Raw genomic sequence first — 17549 nt, 5'->3', positions numbered from 1 at the left:
TGAGGCCGATGGCGGGCTTGCCGTTCAACGGCTGGCCGTGCCGCTTGCAGCGCTGGGCGGCGACACGGTGATGCGCGACAGCGGCGCCAGCTCTAGCCGCTGCAGCACCGCGTTGTCATCCAGCCGCCACACCTTCACCACATGCCGGCCCGGCTGCACCGCCTGGAACTCCGCGCGCAGCACGGCGAGGTTGTCTTTCACGGCCTGGGCCCAGGCCTTTTCGCCACGGCTCAGTTCGGGGCCGGCGGTGGGCGTGAGCGCCAGGGTCAGCAGCTGCGGCGAGCCGTCGTCCAGCGCCACGGCCAGGCGAATGCCGCCGGCTGCGCGCGTGTCCAGCGTGGGCGCGAGGTGCAGACTGAGCTGCAGGTCGCCCCGGTGCGTGATGTCCACGTCGTACTCCAGCCGCACGCCGTCCGCCACGGTGGTGGCTGCGCGCCCTTGTGGCAGGGCCGTGACCGCCCCCAGGCCGTGGCCCAGGTTGGGGATGGCTGTCCACGTGAGGCCTGCGCCGTGAACGGCGCGGCTGAAGCGAGGCGCCTCCAGGCTGATGGCCGCCGTGGGTGCCGGCCCGGCGCGGCTCGCTGCATCCAGCTGTCGCTGCACGTCGGCGCCGTCTGCCGTGCCGGGCAGCCGTTGCACCGCGGGCATGAGGTTGCGCTCGGGCTGCTGCCAGGTGGTGTAGCCGATGTGGGTCTGCAGCATCATGCCGGCCCACTTGCCGCCAGCCATGGCGTGGTACTGGTCGGCAATGGCTTGGTCGCGCGCAAAGGCGGCTTCGGCCTGATCGGCAAACACGTTGGCGCGAGCGTCGCCGGCCGCGGCCAGCTTTCGGTTCCAGGCCACGGCGTAGTAGAGGCGGTAAAGGTTGGCCAGCGCGCGTACCGGGTGCTCCACCAGCTGGAAAAACGCATCGCCCTGATCCGCCCGCAGCGTGGCCTTCACCGCAGCCACCCGGGCCTCCAGCGCGTCCCACTCCGCCACGCGGCGGCCGAAGTCGCCGCCGTCCAGCGCCTCGGGTGTGGCGCGGCCGAGCGGGAAGCTCGTGGCGTCGATCAGCTCGGGTTTGCGGCGCGCCACGTACTGGCTGTAGCGGGTGACGATCTCGCCAATCTCGGCCGCGTGCGCGGCGCCAAAGGTCTGCGCCGCCCAGTCACGCGGGTAGGCGGCCAGCGCCTGCGGGGTCATGCGGCCCGGTGACCACGCCATGTCCAGGAAGAACTGCAGCGGGAACTCCATGGGCTTGATGTCGCCCACGTTGACGATCCACAGCGCGTCGGCCCCGCGCTCGTGGGCGAGGTTCATCTGCTGCCACGTCTTTTCGATCTGGTTGGTGTTGAGCCACTTGTAGTTGCGCGGCCCGCCCACGTAGTCGAAGTGGTAGTACACGCCGTAGCCGCCGCGGCGTGCCGTGCCCGGCTCGGGCAGGCGGCGGATCTGGCCCCAGTTGTCGTCGCAGAACAGCAGCAACACGTCGTCGGGCACCTTCAGCCCCGCGTCGTAGTAGTCCTGCACTTCCTTGTAGAGCGCCCACATCTGCGGCGTCTGGTCGGCCGGCTTGCGGGTCACGTCAGCCAGGATCTGGCGCTGGTCGCGCACGATGCGTTCCAGCAGCGCCGTGGCCGTGCCCTCGCTCATGGGCTCGTCACCATCGCCACGCATGCCGATGGTGACCAGGCTGTCGAACGCGCCACCGTCCGGCCGGCCCATCATGCGCTGCACGCCGCCCCGCCAGAACTCGCGCAACTTGGCACCGTTCTTGGTGTAGTCCCACGCGCCGCCCTGGGCACGGGCCCATTCGTCGTGGGCGCGGCTCATGGGCTCGTGGTGCGAGGTGCCCATCACCACGCCCATCGCATCGGCCAAGGCCATGTTTTTCGGATCGTCCGCACCAAAGGCGCGCGGCTGCCACATGGCGGGCCACAGGTAGTTGCCGCGCAGGCGCAGCAGCAGCTCGAACACATGGCCGTAGAAGGCTGCATTCGCGCCGCCGAACTTGGCGTTCGCCCAGGTGCTGAGGGCCGGCGCTTCGTCGTTGATGAAGAAGCCCCGGTACTTCACCTCGGGCTGCGCCTCGCGCTGGCCCGGCGTGACGAACAGCTGCGCCTGCCGGGCCACCGGCACGTCGGCCCACCACACCCAGGGGCTCACGCCCATGCGGGCCGAGAGGTCGTAGGTGCCGAACACCGCGCCGCGCCGGTCGGCCCCGGCAATCACCAGCGCGCGGGGCACGCCCGGCCAGGGCTGCTCCACCACCACCTGGCGGTAGGCCTCCCAGCGGCTGGCCCAAGTGGCGCCCCAGTCCCCGGGCAGCTTGCCGCGGGCGGCCAGGTCGGCCAGCGCGGGGCTGCGGCCCCATTGCGCAACCAACACCAGCTCGCCTGACGCCTGCGCCGGGCTGCGCACCAGGGCGGCGCCGCTGCCCGCCACGCGGCCCAGGTCGGCCACCAGGCTTTGGCCTGCGTGCTGCAGGGCCGAATCTGCGGCCTCTTCAACCCACACCGCAGCCGGGCGGCCGGCTTTCACCAAGGCCAGGCCCCGGCCCGGGTCGCGCGGGCACACCGACACCGGCGTTTCGCAGGCCCAGGCGGCACCGCTGGCCATCACCCAGAGCAGGCCCAGGGCCAGCGCTTGCAGAACTCGTTTCAACACCGTCTCCAGTTCCGCCCGTGCGCAGCACGCCGAACGGTTGAATGTTTACGCAATCACGACCGCAATCACAGCGGGCACGCCAGCCGTGCCAATGCGCTCTTTTTGCTCCCGCTGCCATGGATGAACGCACCTGATACGCCACGGCACGGGCCTGACATCGGGCAATCCCAAGGGCGAGATTTCGATCTTTATGGTAGCGTAACCTTTTCTTGTTCACCGCCTCCGAAACCCGGCCCCACCGCCTCGCCGCCCGGCCGCGCACCTCACGCCCCATGACCGCTGCCGACGTCTTCACCCTGGGCTCGCCCGATGGCCTGCAGATCCAGGTCAGCAACTACGGCGCGCGCTGGCTGTCGTGCCAGGTGCCGCTGGCCGACGGCAGCCTGCGCGAAGCCATCCTGGGCCACGCCACGCTGGACGACCACGCCCGCGAACCCGGCTTCTTCGGCGCGGTGGTGGGCCGCTTTGCCAACCGCATGGGCGGCAGCCGCTTCACGCTGGACGGCCACACCCACACCGTGCAGCCCAACGAAGGGGCCAACCAGCTGCACGGCGGGCCTGACGGCTTTGACCGCCGCGTGTGGCAGGTGCGCGCACTGGGCCCGCTGCACCTGCGGCTGGCACTGCATTCGCCGGCGGGCGACCAGGGCTACCCCGGCGCGGTGGACGCCGAAGTCACCTACCGGCTGGACCCGGCCCGCCACCAGCTGCACCTGCACTTCACCGCGCACAGCGACGCGCCCTGCCCGGTCAACCTCACCAGCCACCCGTACTTCAACCTCGACGGCGGCACCGCACCGGTGCTGGGCCACCGCTTGCAGGTGGCAGCAGCGCACTACCTGCCGGTGCGGCCCGACATGATCCCCACCGGCGAGCTGGCCGCAGTAGGCGGCACGCCGTTCGACCTGCGCGCGCCGCGCCCCGTGGGTGAGGGCCTGGGCCAGGGCGAGCAACAGCGGCACGGCCAGGGCTACGACCACTGCTTCGCGCTGGACGCCGAGGCCGCCACGGGCGACGTGCCCGCCGCCACACTCACCGCCAGCGACGGCCGGCTGGCCCTGCGCCTGTTCACCAACTACCCGGGCCTGCAGGTGTGCAGCGGCAACTTCGTGCACCAGTCACGCGGGCGAGACGGCCTGCCCTTTGCCCGGCACGCCGGCATCGCGCTGGAACCGCAGTTCTTTCCCGACGCCCCCAACCACCCGCAGTGGCAGCACCAGGGCTGCATCGTGCGGCCCGGCCAGCCGCTGTCGCGCTGGATGCGGCTGGACTTCCTGCCCGACTGAACCACGCGGCCCCATCACCGCCCCTGCCCCGATCCGAACGCACCCCATGCTGCCCGACACCCCCTGCATCGACCTGAACGCGGCCTGCACCGCGGCAGCCCTGGCCGCCGGCCCCTACGCGGCATTGCCACCCGCCCGCCGCGCCGCCTGGCTGCGCGCCTTGGCCGACGCGCTGCTGGGCGCGCGCGACACCCTGGTGCCGCTGGCCGACGCTGAGACCCGCCTCGGCACCGCGCGCCTGAACGGCGAGCTGGACCGCACCGCCTTCCAACTGCGCGGGTTTGCCACGCAGCTGGAGCAAGACGCCGCACACCCGGTGCAGGACGACGCCGCCATTCCCGGCGCGCCGCCGCTGGGCCGCCCGCGCCTCACGCGGGTGGCCGTGCCGCTGGGGCCGGTGGCGGTGTTTGCCGCCAGCAACTTTCCGTTCGCGTTCAGCGTGCTGGGCGGCGACACGGCCTCGGCCCTGGCCGCCGGCTGCCCGGTGGTGGTGAAGGCCCACCCGGGCCACCCGGGCCTGTCGCAAGCGGTGTTCAGCCTGGCACGCCAGTGCGCGGCCGAGCTGGGCCTGCCGCCCGGCGTGCTGCAGCTGGTGCAGGGCGCCGGCACCGAGGTGGGCGTGGCGCTGGTGCGGCACCCGGCCATTGCCGCCGTGGCCTTCACCGGCAGCCTGCGGGGTGGCCACGCGCTGTGGCAAGAGGCGAACGCCCGCCCGCGGCCGATTCCGTTCTACGGCGAGCTGGGCTCGCTCAACCCTGTGGTGGCCCTGCCCGCCGCGCTGCAGGCCCAAGGCCCGGCCCTTGCGGCTGCGCTGGCGGCCAGCCTCACGCTGGGCTGCGGGCAGTTCTGCACCCGACCGGGCCTGCTGCTGGTGCGCCCGGACGACGCCAGCCAGGCTTTCGTTCGCCAACTGGCCGAGCACCTCGCGGCCGCCGCGCCACACCCCATGCTGCACGCCGGCATCCGCGCCGGCTTCAACGCTCGCGTGGCGCGGCTGCACGGCCATGCCGCCGTGAAGACCCTGGTGGCCGCGCCGGCCGGCGGCGACGCACCGGGCGCCCACCTCTTTGCCACCGATGCCGCTCGCTTCATCGCCGACGCCACGCTGCGCGACGAGGTGTTCGGCCCCAGCTGCCTGGTGGTGACGGTGAACGACCTGGACGACACCCTGGCCGTGCTGGCCGCCGTGCAAGGCAGCCTGACCGTCACGCTCTGGGGTGCCGATGACGACACGCCCGAGCACCGCCGCCTCATCACCGCCGCGCAACAGCTGGCCGGCCGCGTGCTGTTCAGCGGCGTGCCCACCGGCGTTGCCGTGACGGGGGCGCAGCAACACGGCGGGCCCTGGCCGTCGTCCACGCACGCGGCCAGCACCAGCGTGGGCTATGCCGCCCTGGACCGCTTCCTGCGGCCCGTGGCCCTGCAAGACGCGCCGGCCTGGTTGATCGACGCACGGGGGCAGGCATGACGAACACCAAGAGGGCCGCAGACCTGCGCAGCGCGCGCTGGTTCGCCAAGGACGACTTCCGCAGCTTCGGCCACCGCAGCCGCGTGCTGCAGATGGGCTATTCGCACGAGGACTTCACGGCCAAACCGGTGATCGCCATCGTCAACACCTGGAGCGATGCCAACCAGTGCCACACCCACTTCAAGCAGCGGGTGGAGGACGTGAAGCGCGGCATCTTGCAGGCTGGCGGCTGGCCGCTGGAGCTGCCGGCCATCTCGCTGAGCGAGAGCATGGTCAAGCCCACCTCCATGCTCTACCGCAACTTCCTGGCGATGGAGACGGAAGAGCTGCTGCGCAGCCACCCGGTAGACGGCGCAGTGCTGATGGGCGGCTGCGACAAGACCACGCCGGGCCTCTTGATGGGCGCGCTGAGCATGGGCCTGCCCTGCATCTACCTGCCTGCCGGCCCCATGCTGCGCGGCAACTGGCGCGGCCAGGCGCTGGGCAGCGGCAGCGACGCCTTCAAGTACTGGGACGAACGTCGCGCCGGGCGCCTGAGTGACCGCGCCTGGGCCGAGATGGAAGCCGGCATCGCCCGCAGCCACGGCACCTGCATGACCATGGGCACCGCCGCCACCATGATGGGCATTGCCGAGGCGCTGGGCTTCACGCTGCCCGGGGCCAGCAGCATTCCGGCACCGGACGCCAACCACATCCGCATGTCGGCCGAGTGCGGCCGGCGCATCGTGCAGATGGTGTGGGACGACCTCACGCCCGCGCGCCTGCTCAGCCCGGGCAGCTTCCAGAACGCGATTGCCGTGGCCATGGCCATGGGCTGCAGCACCAACGCCATCATTCACCTGGTGGCCATCAGCCGCCGCGCGGGGCTGCCGGTCACGCTGGACGACTTCGACGCGGCCAGCCGGCACGTGGGCGTCATCGCCAACATCCGGCCCAGCGGCGACCGCTACCTGATGGAAGACTTCTTCTACGCCGGCGGCCTGCCCGCACTGATGCACGTGATGCGGGACAAGCTCGACGTCTCGGCCCTCACCGTCAACGGCAAGACGGTGGCCGAGAACATCGCCGGTGCCGAGGTGTTCAACGACGACGTCATCCGCCCCGTGAACAATCCCATCTACGCCGAAGGGGCGCTGGCCGTGCTGCGCGGCAACCTGGCGCCGGACGGCGTGGTCATCAAGCCCAGCGCGGTGGCGCCGCACCTGCTGCGCCACACCGGCCGCGCGATCGTCTTTGACGACTACCCCAGCCTCAAGGCCGCCGTGGACGACCCGGACCTCGACGTGACGGGCGACGACATCCTCGTGCTGCGCAACGCCGGCCCCAAGGGCGCGGGCATGCCCGAGTGGGGCATGCTGCCCATCCCGACCAAGCTGCTCAAACAAGGCGTGACCGACATGCTGCGCCTGTCCGACGCGCGCATGAGCGGCACCAGCTACGGCGGCTGCCTGCTGCACTGCTCGCCCGAGGCTTTCATCGGCGGGCCGCTGGCCCTGGTGAAGACGGGCGACCGCATCACCGTGGACGTGCCGGCCCGCAGCATCCACCTCGAAGTCAGCGACGAGGAACTCGCCGCCCGCCGCGCCGCCTGGACGCCCCCTCCGCCGCGCTACGAGCGCGGCTACGGCTGGATGTTCGGCCGCCACATCCTGCAGGCCCACGAGGGCTGCGACTTCGACTTCCTCGAAACCCAGTTCGGCGCTCCGGTGCCCGAGCCCGTCATCTATTGACCATGAACCCCACCACCCGCACGAAGCTGATGGGCGTCAGCACCGCCACGCTGTGCACCGCCCTGTTCAAACGCGGCCTGCACCACCAGTTCATCCAGGGCGTGCTGCCGCTCAACCCTGGCCTGCCCAACATGGTGGGCCCGGCCTACACGCTGCGCTACATCCCGGCGCGGGAGGACCTCAACGGCATCGCCGTGTTCAAGGACCGCAGCCACCCGCAGCGCGTGGCGGTGGAGGAATGCCCGGCCGGCGCGGTGCTCGTCATCGACAGCCGCAAGGACGCGCGCGCGGCGTCAGCCGGCGGCATCCTCGTCGCGCGACTGATGGTGCGCGGCGTGGCCGGCGTGGTGACGGACGGCGGCTTTCGCGACAGCCCGGACATCGCCAAGTACACGATGCCCGCCTACCACTCGCGCCCGAGCGCCCCCACCAACCTCACGCTGCACCAGGCCATCGCGATCAACGAGCCCATCGGGTGCGGTGACGCACCGGTGTTCCCGGGCGACGTGATCGTGGGCGACGCCGAGGGCGTGATCGTCATCCCCGCGCACCTGGCCGACGAGATTGCGAACGAAGCGGTGGAAATGACCGTGTTCGAGGACTACGTGCAGGAGCAGGTGCTGGCCGGCCGCAGCGTGCTGGGCCTGTACCCACCGACCGACGCCGACGTGGCCGACAGCTTCGCGGCATGGCGCCAGCTCAAGGGGCGCTGACCTTGCTGCAGCGCCGCTCCAGCACCTCCACCGGGAAGGCCTCGGCCATCACGCGGTAGCCGGCCAGCGACGGGTGCAGGCCGTCGTTGTCCACCTCGGCGCGCAGGTAGGCCGGCCGCGCCGGGTCGCGCATCAAGGCGTCGAAGTCCACCAAGGCATCGAAGCGCCCGGCCTCGCGCAACCAGGCGTTCAGCGCCTGCCGGTCGGCCTCGTTCTCGGCCTGGGGCGCGTAGTAGCCACTGCCCGAATAGGGCATGACGGTCGCGCCGATCAGGCACACGCCGCGCTCGCGGGCCCGGGTGGCCAGGTCGGTGAAGCCGGCTTTCAGTTCGGCCAGCAGCGCGGCGCGGGACTCGGCCGTGGTGGCCTTGCCGCGGTGGCTCACGCCCAGGTCGTTCACGCCGATCAGCACCACGGCGTGCGTCACACCGCTGCGGGCCAGCACATCGCGCTCGAAGCGCGACACGAGGTTCGGGCCCAGGCCATCGCGCAGCAGCCGCCCGCCGCCGATGCCGGTGTTCACCACGGCCACGTCACGGCCCTGGGCCGCAAGCCGGCGCGACAGTTGATCCGTCCAGCGCTGGTAGCTGCCCGAGGGCACGCCGTATCCGTCGGTGATGGAGTCGCCCGTGGCCACCAGCACGGGCAGCGGCTGGGGCGCCTGCACGTCCACCGCCGCCAAGTGCCACCAGCCCTCCTGCGCCACGGCCTCGGGCCAATCGGTTGCGTCCACCCGGTTGCCGGCTACCGCCCAGCTGCGCATGCGCGAGCCTGGGTGCACCGTGGCCTGGGCCGGGCCGGCGCGCACGTGCACCTGCACGGCCAGGTCGGCCTGCCGGGCCACCGCCAACGGCAGCGGGTCGCTCCACACCTCGGCATGGGCCGGCACCAGCACCTCCACCCGCCCACCAAAGCGCAGTGCGCGCACCGACGCAGCCACCGGCGCTTCGCCGTCGGCCCGGGCCACGGTTACCGCGCCCAAGCTCAGCGGCTGGTCACCGAACAGGTTGCTGATGCGCACGCGCAGCGCCGTGCCGGCTGCGTCCACCCGCACGATCTGGCGCAGGCTCACGTCGCGCATCGGCGGCTGCCACACGGCGGCCGCAGCTGCAGCAGCTGACGGCGCTGCAGGCGCTGCGGGCGCTGCGGGCGCTTGCGCCAGCTGCGCGCTGGCCCAGGCGGCCGTCCAAGGTGCTGGCGCCTCGGGCCGCTGCGGGGCGTGGCCGCACCCCGCCAGCAGCCCGGCGGCCAGCGCCCAGGCCGAGAGGGTCAACGAAGAAAGACCGGTACGTGCGCGCATCGACGGGCGACTCCATCCGCAAGAAAGTCGCCAAATGATAGCGCAACCATTTGCACAAGAAGGCACGCGCGGGCAGGCCTCAGGGCGGTCGAAAAGCGCCGCTCCTCGCCCGCCCCACGCACCGATTCAGCGGCGGCACGAAGCGGCTGAACCGACCGCCCGAAGGCCTCAGCCGACGGCTTGGCGGGCCAAGGCCGGATCGTCCGCAAAGAAGCCGTCCACGCCAGCCGCGATGAAGCTGCGCGCCTCGGCAATGGCGCCGGCTTCGTGGCGGGCGTTCTCGCCGGCGTCGCTGCGGAAGTTGGCCGCCATGAAGCGGTTCTCGGGGCGCAGCGTCCAGGTGTGCACCTGCAGGCCGGCCGCGTGGGCATCGGCGATCAGGCGCGTGGGCGGCAGCTGGCGCTGGGCGGCGTCCCACGGAATGAGCGCACGCGTGGGCGGGGCCAGCACATCCACATGGCCGGCCAGGGCCTTCAGGCCTTGCGGCGTCAGCACCGTCTCGAACAGCTGCGGCTTGCCGGCGGCCACGCTGTCGGCCGTGGGCATGTTGGGCGCGCCCACCAGTTGCATCAGCCGCAGGCCCTCGCGGCGGCCCAGCTTCTCGCGCAGCACTTTGAGGTTGGCCAGCTCGAAGGACTGCACGATGAGCGGCTGCGTGCGCGTGTGGTGGTGCGCCTGCACGGTGTGCACGAAGCGGTCTTCCAGCGCGAGGCCCAGAGCCGCGTGGTAGCTGGAATGCTTGAGCTCCGGCACCAGCCCGATGACGCGGCCGACCGTGGCCGACTGGGCGGCCACGAACTCGATGATTTCCTCGAACGTGGGCACCTGGAACTGGCCGTCGTACGCGGTGTTGCCCGGGCGGATCTGCGGAATGCGCTCGATGGCGCGCAGGCGCTTGAGCTCGGCCAGCGTGAAGTCTTCGACGAACCAGCCGTCTTCCACGTTGCCGTCGATGGTCTTGCGCGTGCGCCGTGACGCGAACGCGGCGTGGCGGACCACGTCGGTGGTCTCGCTGAGGTTGTTCTCGTGGCGCGCCACCAGCACGCCGTCCTTCGTGCACACCAGGTCAGGCTCAACGAAGTCCGCACCGTCGCGGATCGCCTGGGCATACGACGCCAGCGTGTGCTCGGGCCGCAGTGCGCAGGCGCCGCGGTGGCCCAGCACCTCGACCTTGCGGGCACGCGCGGGGCGGGGTTCGGTCTGCGCGCCGGCCCAGGGCTGGGCCAGGCTGCCGGCCAGGGCCAGGCCCACTTGCAGGGCGGTGCGACGGGCGGGGTGTTGGAGCGGGGCGTGAGCAGTCATGGTCATCCCGTTCAGAACGCCGTGCTGAACGTCAGGTAAGCCTGCCGCGGCGGGATGGGATAGGTGTTGAACGTGTTCGTGGCCGAGCCCACCACCACGTTCAGGTCACCCTGCTTGTTGGCCACGTTGCTGACGGTCAGGCGCAGCTTGGCGTCCTTCAGCAGCTCGCCGGTCAGCATCGGCAGGCGTGCGGTCAGCGACAGGCTGGTGAGGAAGTAGCTGGACACCTGCTTGTCGTTCGTGAACGTGGCGTAGCGCTTGCCCACGTAGTCGCCAATCAGCTGGGCCTCCACGCCGCCCACCGGCAGGGTCAGCACGAACTTCTCCAGCAGCTGCGGGCTGCCCGGCACCTGCTTGCCCTGCGTGGCCACCGTGGCGCCAGAAGCACCGGTTTGGTAGTCGTTGTTGTAGACCGACCGGTTGTACGACACCGCGTTGTAGAACGACACGCCGCCCGCAAAGCGCAACGTGCCGCTGATGTCCACCCCGTTGGTGCTGACACCGCCCACGTTGGCCAGGATGGGGTTGCCCGGGTTGATGGAGCTGATGACCGGCGTGGACGCGATCTGCAGCAGGCGGTTGTGGAAGTCGACGTGGTAGACGCTGAACTGCGCGTCCAGCTCGGTCAGCACGCCGCTGTCCACGCGGCGCTTGATGCGGTAGCCCGCGTCGTAGGTGACCGAGGTTTCGGGCTTGGCCGTCGCCTTGAACAGGTCAAAGCCCGCCTGGCTGCTCAGGCTCCAGGGCGACAGGCCGCCGGCGCCGTAGGTCACGAACTGGCGCAGGTTCTGCTGCACGTTGGCGTAGAGCTGGTCCCGCGCGGTCACGTCCCACACGGCGCCGATCTGCGGCAGGAACCAGCGCCGCGTGTCGATCTTGCCCTCGGGCAGCGCAGGCGAGTTGCCGGTGATGGAGCCGGCCTTTTGCTGCACCGGGAAGCGGCCCTGCGCGAACTGCAGGCTGCTCTTGAAGCCGGCCTGCAGCGTGAGGCCGGGCTGCACGGTCCACGCGTCTTGCAGGTAGAGCTGCACCACCTTGTTGTCGATCTCGCTGCCGTACTGGGTGATCAGCGGATGGCCGGTGGGCTTGTCGTAGGGCGAGGTGGGGTTGTTGATGTCGAACGCATACCAGCGGCGGTAGGCCGACGAGCGGTTTTGCTCCACCCACAGGCCGGCCTGCAGGTGGTGGTCGTCCAGCTCGGCGTCCAGGCGCGACAGCACGCCGCCGCGGTGGATGGCGTACTCGGTGGTGCGCAGCGCAATGCCGGAGTTGCCGAACACCTGCTTGAGGTTCTGGTTGGGAAAGTACACGCCGAACAGCCCCGGCAGCCCGGCCACGCCGATGGGGCCGGCCACCAGACCCGCGCCTTGGTCGCGGTGGTAGTAGGCCTGGTTCGTCCACACCATGCGCTCGCTCAGGCGCGCGTCGTACTTGGCGTAGCCCAGCCAGTCGGTGCGCTGGGCGGCGCTGTAGTAGTTGCGGTAGTTGTTGCCCTCGGCCGCCGGCGTGGCGCTGGTGGTGGGGTTCAGGTAGGCCAGGTAGCCGGCCAGGTCCGGGTAGAAGAACGGCCGCGTGGCAGGCTGGTAGGCCTCGGTGCTGGAGCGGACGATGGAGTCCTCGTTGGGCTCGATCTTGTCGTTGTAGTTGAAGTAAAGCGTCAGCTTGTCGTCGCCCGTGGCGCGCACGAACTTGCCGTTGACCTGTTTGCCACCTTGCTCCCCGTTGAAGTCCCAGGCGCGGGCGTCTTGCCGCAGGAAGGACACGTAGGCCGAGTTGCCCTCGCCGAACGCGCCGGTGTCCACACGCACGAAGGTACGAGAGGCGGCATAGCTGCCCAAGGTCTGCTCCAGCGACACGCGGCGCTGGGCCAGCGGGTCGCTGCTGAAGGTTTCGATGGTGCCGCCGAGGTTGCTGGTGGAGGCCGTGGCCAGGTCACCCGCGCCCGACGACAGCAGCACGCCGCGCACGTTTTCGCTGCTGATGGCGCGCTGGGGCGACAGGCCGTTGTAGTTGCCGTACTGCTGGTCGCCCAGCGGAACGCCGTCGAGCGTGTAGCCCAGCTGCTGCGTGCTGAAGCCGTGGATGAACAGCGACGCGTTCTGCTCGTTGTTGCCCCAGGGGTCGGCGGTTTGGTAGCTCACGCCGGGCAGCGTTTGCAGGGCCTTGATGGGGTTGGTGCCGGGCAGCAGCGCCTGCACGTCTTGCGCGGTCAGGCGGGTGGACGACCGCGTGCGCTTCACGCTCACCTCCACTGCCTTCAGCACGTTGCCGCCCTCCGGCGCCACGGCGGCGTCGGGCAAGGCATCTGGCGCGGTGTCAGCCGCTTGCAGGGGCGCAGGCGCCTGGGCCCAGGCCGACGGCGCCAGGCCGAAGGACGCGGCCGCTGCGGCGCAGATCGTCAAGGCCCAAAAGGGAGCGCCGGGGCGGGCAGCGGGGGTGCGGAGGGAGAGGTGGGTTCGCATCGCAGAGGGTTCCAGACGGCCGAACCGGGCCGCGCCAGATGGCGCGACACGGGTGGCCCGCCTCGCGCGGCATGCGCGGGCTTGCTGACCTCACTGTCGGTGGAGACGATGAATTTGGTGTGAAGGCACGCGTGAAGGCACGGGCACCTTGGCGTGCACAGCCGGCACGCCGGTGTGCGCGCAACCCCGGCGTCAGCCCCGCGGCGCCGCGCACTGCGCGCGGATGAATTCTTCGTGCGGCGGCATCAGCTCCACGCAGCGGCGCAGCAGCTGCTCGATGCCATTCGCCATCGCTTGCAGCTGGGGTGCGGGCATGGCATCGGCCATGGGGTGGTAGCCGCGCGGCGCCACGCGCTGGCCGATCAGCACCTGCAGCCAGCTTTGCTCGGCGAACAGCTCGTCGCCATCACGGAAGAGCCGGCCGTTGCTGCGGAACAGTGCCAGCTTGCGCTGCAGTGAATCCGGAATCTCCATCGTGCGGCAGTGGTTCCAGAACGGGGAGTCGCTGCGCTCGGTGGCGTGGTAATGCAGGATGACGAAATCGCGGATGCGTTCGTACTCGAACCGCGTCTGCGCGTTGTATTCGGCAATGTCTGCCTCGTCCATGCCGGCGCGCGGGAACAGCGACACGATGCGCATCAGCGCCGTCTGGATGAGGTGGATGTTGGTGCTTTCGATGGGCTCGAAAAAGCCCGCCGCCAGGCCCAGCGCCACGCAGTTCTTCACCCAGAAGCGCTGGCGCTGGCCAGGCACGAAGGGGATGGTGCGCGGCGCGGCCAGGGCCTCGCCGTCGAGGTGGGCCAACAGCAGCGCGGTGGCCTCGTCCTCGCTCATGAAGCGGCTGGAGAACACATGCCCGTTGCCGATGCGGTGCTGCAGCGGAATGCGCCACTGCCAGCCCGCGGGCCGCGCCGTGGCCCGCGTGTAGGGCAGCAGCGGCTGCACGGCTGCGCAGGGCACGGCCACGGCGCGGTCGCAGGGCAGCCAGTGGCGCCAGTCGTCGTAGCCGGCCTTCAGCGTCTGCTCGATCAGCAGGCCACGCAGGCCCGAGCAATCGATGAAGAGGTCGCCCGCCACCACCTCGCCGCGCTCCAGCCGCACAGCCGCCAGGCCGCCGTCTTCGCGCTGCTGCACCTCCACCACCTTGCCCTCCACGCGCTGCACGCCGCGTTGCTCGGCATGGCGGCGCAGGAAGCGCGCGTACAGGCCCGCGTCGAAGTGGAAGGCGTGCGCAATCGCGCCCAGCGGTGAATTGGGCAGGTCTTGCCGCGAGCGCATGAACTTGCATTGCTGCGCCGCCAGCGTGTTGAGCGAGTACGCGCCCAGCGGCCGCGTGTCGCCCTGGGCGCGCAGCCGCAGCCAGTAGTGGTGAAAGGGCAGCGCGCCGATGTCTTGCGCCACCTGCCCGAAGGCGTGCATGTAGCGGTCGCCCAGGCGCGCCCAGTCCACGAACTCGATGCCCAGCTTGAACGTGCCCTGCGTGAAGCGCAGGAACTCGTTCTCGTCGATGCCCAGCGCCTCGTTGAACTCGGTGATGTAGGGCACCGTGGCCTCGCCCACGCCCACGGTGCCGATCTCGTCGGACTCCACCAGCCGGATCTCATAGCCAGGCCCCAGCAGGCTGGACAAGGCCGCCGCGGCCATCCAGCCCGCGGTGCCGCCGCCCACGATGACGATGCGACGGAGGAGAGGAGAAGTCATGAGCGCGCGATTCCAACAAGCCGCTGCAGCCAAGTGCTAGGTACCAGGTACCAGGTTCACCGAACCACAGGCCCTGCAGCGCGCCTGCGCGCGGGATTATGTCGACGCTCACGGTGCGCCGCGCCACGGGGTGAGCCCCCGGGGCGGCACGGCAGCGGCCGATCAGAGCTTGTAGGTCAGCCCGATGTTGAAGCGACGCCCGAACTGGAAGTTTTCCTGGCGGTAGGGGTCGTTGGAGTAGGTGTAGACGACCTTCTGGTTGGTGGCGTTCTCGATGCCGAAGCGCACCGACACATGCTCGCCCAGCTTCTGCGACAGGTTCACCGACACCCAGGTCTCGGCGCCGTTTTGCTGGATCAGCGTGCTGTCCCAGGTCGGGGCGCGGTTGTAGGCGGTGTGGCGGTTGGCCGACACGCGGGCCTCGAAGCCGTTGTGCTCGTACCAGGCCGTCACGCCCCCGTTGCCGCGCATCAGGCCGTTGGCCGTGATGGGCGCGAAGGTCTTGCCGCTTTGGTCGCCGTTCTCCTGGATGTTGCCGGCGCTGTAGGTGTAGTTGGCCATCAGCCCCAGGCCGTTGGCGAAGGACTGCTGATAGACCAGCTCCAGCCCGTGCACGTTGCCGCCGTCGCGGTTGACCTGCTGCGTGCAGTACGCAGCCTTGCCGGCATAGCTGCAGGCCACCGAGGCCAGGCCGATGTAGTCGCTCACCTGCTTGTAGAACAGGCCGGCCGAGAAGAAGTTGCCCTTGCCGAAGTAGTGCTGCCAGGCCAGGTCGAGCTGGTCGGCCATCATGGGCTTCAGGCGTGGGTTGCCGCCCGACACCACGGCCGGGTTCACGCCGTTGGGGTCGATGGTGACGGTCTGCGCCGAGGTCATCACATCCAGCGGGGCACGCGACATCGCCCGGGCCAGGCCGAAGCGGATCTGGTTCTCGTCGTTCTCGTCCAGGCTCAGCACGAGGTTCATGCTGGGCAGCGCGCGGGTGTAGGCAATGCCGTCCTGCGTGGGCGTCACCACGTTGTTGATCAGCGAGTTGCCGTAGCCGGTCTGGCGCGTGTGCACCATGCGCAAGCCCACGTTGCCGCGGTAGTTCAGGCTGCCCAGGCGGCCGTTCAGGTCGCCCTGCACGTACGCCGCAGCGCCGCGCTCCTGGGCGCGCCAGTCTTTGGTGACGAGGTCGCTCGTGGTGGGCGTGCGGCCGGCGGCGCTCAGCGTGGCGGCGCCGAACAGCCGGGTGATGGCGTCTTCCACGTTGGGGAAGGCGACGAAGTCCGGCCGGCCGGCGACGGACACGCGGCGCAGGTCGCTGGTGTTGAACTGCACCCAGTTGTAGTCCCACGAGGTCTGCTCGTAGTGCTTCTCGCGCTGGGTCACGCGCAGGCCGAACTTCAGCTGGGTCAGGTCACCCCAGTTCAGCTTGCGCGTGGCGGTCAGTTGCTGCGAGTCCAGCTTGTCATGCAGCGTGCCGGCGGTGGTCGGGCCCCAGGTCTGGCCGGTCCAGTTGTTGAAGTTGGCCGGGTTGCCGCTGTCCGCGCTGAAGGCGTAGGTGCTCCAGCCGTCTTTCGGGAAGCTCCAGGTCAGGGTGCCCGTGGCGGGCTGGTTCATGTCCAGCTCCACCGCGGTCCAGAGCGTGTCGCGGTCGGCGGTGGAGTGGGCCAGGTCAGCGTCCAGTTGCCAGCCGTCGAGCTTCCACTTGGCGTTCAAGCCGGTGGCGAAGTCCTTCATGTCCTGCTTCCACAGGCCGTTGATGGTCTTGAGCGCCACGTTGGGCAGCGTGCCCCCGGTCACGTAGCCGCCGCTCACGGTGGGCGTGCCGGTGTAGGCCGCGGCGCAGCCGTTGTTGGCCCACTGGCAGGTGTCGGCGGTGTGGATGTACTGCTGCTCGCGGATGTTGGAGCGCGCGGCGTACACGTCGCCCGTCAGCGAGAACTCGGCGCTGGGCTTGTATTCCACCTTGCCCAGCACGCTGGAGCGCTGGTTGATGCCGTTCTTCACCGCGTTCTGGAAGCCCCAGGACTCCATGGCCGCGTTCTTGTTGCCGTTGCCGCTGTCAAAGCCCCAGTTCTGCACGCCGTCTTGCAGCACCGGCTGGTCGTAATAGCTGAAGGCCAGGGCCACGCCCAGCGTGCGGTTGGCGAACTGGTCCACATAGATGCCGCCCAGGCGCGGGGCCCAGGTCTTGGCGCCATCGATCTTGCTGCCGAGCTGGTAATGGTTGGCGTCGGCCTTCAGCGACAACTCGCGGTTCTTGTAGTTCAGCGGGCTGACGGTCTGCAGGTCGATGGTGGTGGCAATGCCGCCCTCGGCGATGTCGGCCTGCTGCGTCTTGTAGACCGTAGCACCCGACACCGACTCGGCCGGGAACATCTCGAAGCGCACCGCACGGTCGGGCTCGGACGACGCGAACTCGCGGCCGTTCAACGTGGCACCCACGAAGCGCGGGCCCAGGCCGCGCGCCACGATCTGGCTGGCGTTGCCCCGGTCCACCCCGGCCGACAGGCTGGGCAGGCGGGCCAGCGACTCGGCAATCGTCGTGTCCGGCAGCTTGCCGATGTCTTCCGACGCAATCACCTCCACCAGGCTGTTGGACGCCTCCTTGATGTCCAGCGCCTTGCGCACCGACGCGCGAATGCCGCTGACGACCACCGTCTCCAGCGTCTTGGCGGCGTCGTCGCTGGCGCTGGTTTGCGCGCCGGCGGGCAGCAGCACCAGCGCTTGCAGCAGCAGGCACAGGCGGGTCGGGGTGAAGGGGGTCTTGGGCATCATGTCTCCGCGTTATTGCTTGTTGAAGCTTGTAGAAACGGCCCTCCCGGGGCCGCGTGAAAACATGGTACGGAGCGGTTACATGACCCAGATATGCCTTATTTGCACGCTCGTATGTCAGTTTCAGATGCGTCGACCTCCCGCCCGCAGCTATCTGCAAATCGGATAGCTGGCG

Annotated in this window: 10 protein-coding genes; 4 read left to right on the top strand and 6 right to left on the bottom strand. The window is 70.1% G+C overall.

What is annotated here, in order from left to right; all coding sequences use genetic code 11:
• Nucleotides 1-24: 24 nt before the first annotated feature.
• Nucleotides 25-2646, bottom strand: coding sequence for a glycosyl hydrolase 115 family protein (locus ACG01O_RS00355; protein WP_394379883.1), 2622 nt, complete (start codon nt 2644-2646; stop codon nt 25-27).
• Between the two features lie 275 nt (nt 2647-2921).
• Between ACG01O_RS00355 and ACG01O_RS00350 the strand changes: the two genes are divergently transcribed.
• Genes ACG01O_RS00350 through ACG01O_RS00335 form a run of 4 tightly spaced genes read left to right on the top strand, consistent with a single transcriptional unit; the run spans nt 2922 to nt 7846 of the window.
• Complete coding sequence (locus ACG01O_RS00350; protein ID WP_394379881.1) at nt 2922-3935, top strand: aldose epimerase family protein; 1014 nt, start codon at nt 2922-2924, stop codon at nt 3933-3935.
• A 46-nt stretch (nt 3936-3981) separates the two neighbouring features.
• On the top strand, nt 3982-5403 hold the full coding sequence (locus tag ACG01O_RS00345; protein WP_394379879.1) for an aldehyde dehydrogenase (NADP(+)): 1422 nt from the start codon (nt 3982-3984) through the stop codon (nt 5401-5403).
• Nucleotides 5400-7133 carry an L-arabinonate dehydratase gene (gene araD / locus ACG01O_RS00340; protein WP_394379875.1) on the top strand — a complete coding sequence of 578 codons (1734 nt, stop codon included), beginning with the start codon at nt 5400-5402 and terminating at the stop codon, nt 7131-7133. The genes ACG01O_RS00345 and araD overlap by 4 nt, the downstream gene beginning before the upstream one ends.
• 2 nt (nt 7134-7135) lie before the next feature.
• A complete protein-coding gene (locus tag ACG01O_RS00335) occupies nt 7136-7846 on the top strand; it encodes a ribonuclease activity regulator RraA (RefSeq protein WP_394379872.1) in 711 nt (236 codons plus the stop codon).
• On the opposite strand, the gene ACG01O_RS00330 is transcribed toward ACG01O_RS00335, so the two are convergent.
• The 5 genes from ACG01O_RS00330 to ACG01O_RS00310 all read right to left on the bottom strand — a co-directional run bounded on the left by ACG01O_RS00330 (nt 7833) and on the right by ACG01O_RS00310 (nt 17374).
• Complete coding sequence (locus tag ACG01O_RS00330; protein WP_394379870.1) at nt 7833-9146, bottom strand: SGNH/GDSL hydrolase family protein; 1314 nt, start codon at nt 9144-9146, stop codon at nt 7833-7835. The two genes, ACG01O_RS00335 and ACG01O_RS00330, sit on opposite strands and share 14 nt — an antisense overlap.
• 168 nt (nt 9147-9314) lie before the next feature.
• Entirely contained in the window at nt 9315-10448 is a 1134-nt protein-coding gene (locus ACG01O_RS00325) for a glycerophosphodiester phosphodiesterase family protein (RefSeq protein ID WP_394379868.1), read from the bottom strand.
• An 11-nt stretch (nt 10449-10459) separates the two neighbouring features.
• The gene (locus tag ACG01O_RS00320) at nt 10460-12910 is read right to left on the bottom strand and encodes a TonB-dependent receptor (protein ID WP_394379865.1); all 2451 of its coding nucleotides are present in this window, start codon (nt 12908-12910) and stop codon (nt 10460-10462) included.
• Nucleotides 12911-13102: 192 nt separating this feature from the next.
• Nucleotides 13103-14611, bottom strand: coding sequence for a tryptophan halogenase family protein (locus ACG01O_RS00315; RefSeq protein ID WP_394379862.1), 1509 nt, complete (start codon nt 14609-14611; stop codon nt 13103-13105).
• Nucleotides 14612-14773: 162 nt separating this feature from the next.
• Entirely contained in the window at nt 14774-17374 is a 2601-nt protein-coding gene (locus tag ACG01O_RS00310; RefSeq protein ID WP_394379860.1) for a TonB-dependent receptor, read from the bottom strand.
• Nucleotides 17375-17549 lie beyond the last annotated feature (175 nt).

It is taken from the genome of Pelomonas baiyunensis, assembly GCF_043555935.1.
Taxonomy (GTDB): domain Bacteria; phylum Pseudomonadota; class Gammaproteobacteria; order Burkholderiales; family Burkholderiaceae_C; genus Pelomonas; species Pelomonas baiyunensis.
The sequence above is the reverse complement of the archived record's forward strand: the minus strand, read 5'-3'. Positions and strand labels throughout refer to the sequence as shown.

What these genes read in the sequence shown, in the direction of transcription:
- ACG01O_RS00350 (WP_394379881.1), top strand. Translation starts at nt 2,922, where the DNA reads ATGACCGCTGCCGACGTCTTCACCCTGGGCTCGCCCGATGGCCTGCAG.
- ACG01O_RS00345 (WP_394379879.1), top strand. Translation starts at nt 3,982, where the DNA reads ATGCTGCCCGACACCCCCTGCATCGACCTGAACGCGGCCTGCACCGCG.
- araD (WP_394379875.1), top strand. Translation starts at nt 5,400, where the DNA reads ATGACGAACACCAAGAGGGCCGCAGACCTGCGCAGCGCGCGCTGGTTC.
- ACG01O_RS00335 (WP_394379872.1), top strand. Translation starts at nt 7,136, where the DNA reads ATGAACCCCACCACCCGCACGAAGCTGATGGGCGTCAGCACCGCCACG.
- ACG01O_RS00330 (WP_394379870.1), bottom strand. Translation starts at nt 9,146, where the DNA reads ATGCGCGCACGTACCGGTCTTTCTTCGTTGACCCTCTCGGCCTGGGCG.
- ACG01O_RS00325 (WP_394379868.1), bottom strand. Translation starts at nt 10,448, where the DNA reads ATGACTGCTCACGCCCCGCTCCAACACCCCGCCCGTCGCACCGCCCTG.
- ACG01O_RS00320 (WP_394379865.1), bottom strand. Translation starts at nt 12,910, where the DNA reads ATGCGAACCCACCTCTCCCTCCGCACCCCCGCTGCCCGCCCCGGCGCT.
- ACG01O_RS00315 (WP_394379862.1), bottom strand. Translation starts at nt 14,611, where the DNA reads ATGACTTCTCCTCTCCTCCGTCGCATCGTCATCGTGGGCGGCGGCACC.
- ACG01O_RS00310 (WP_394379860.1), bottom strand. Translation starts at nt 17,374, where the DNA reads ATGCCCAAGACCCCCTTCACCCCGACCCGCCTGTGCCTGCTGCTGCAA.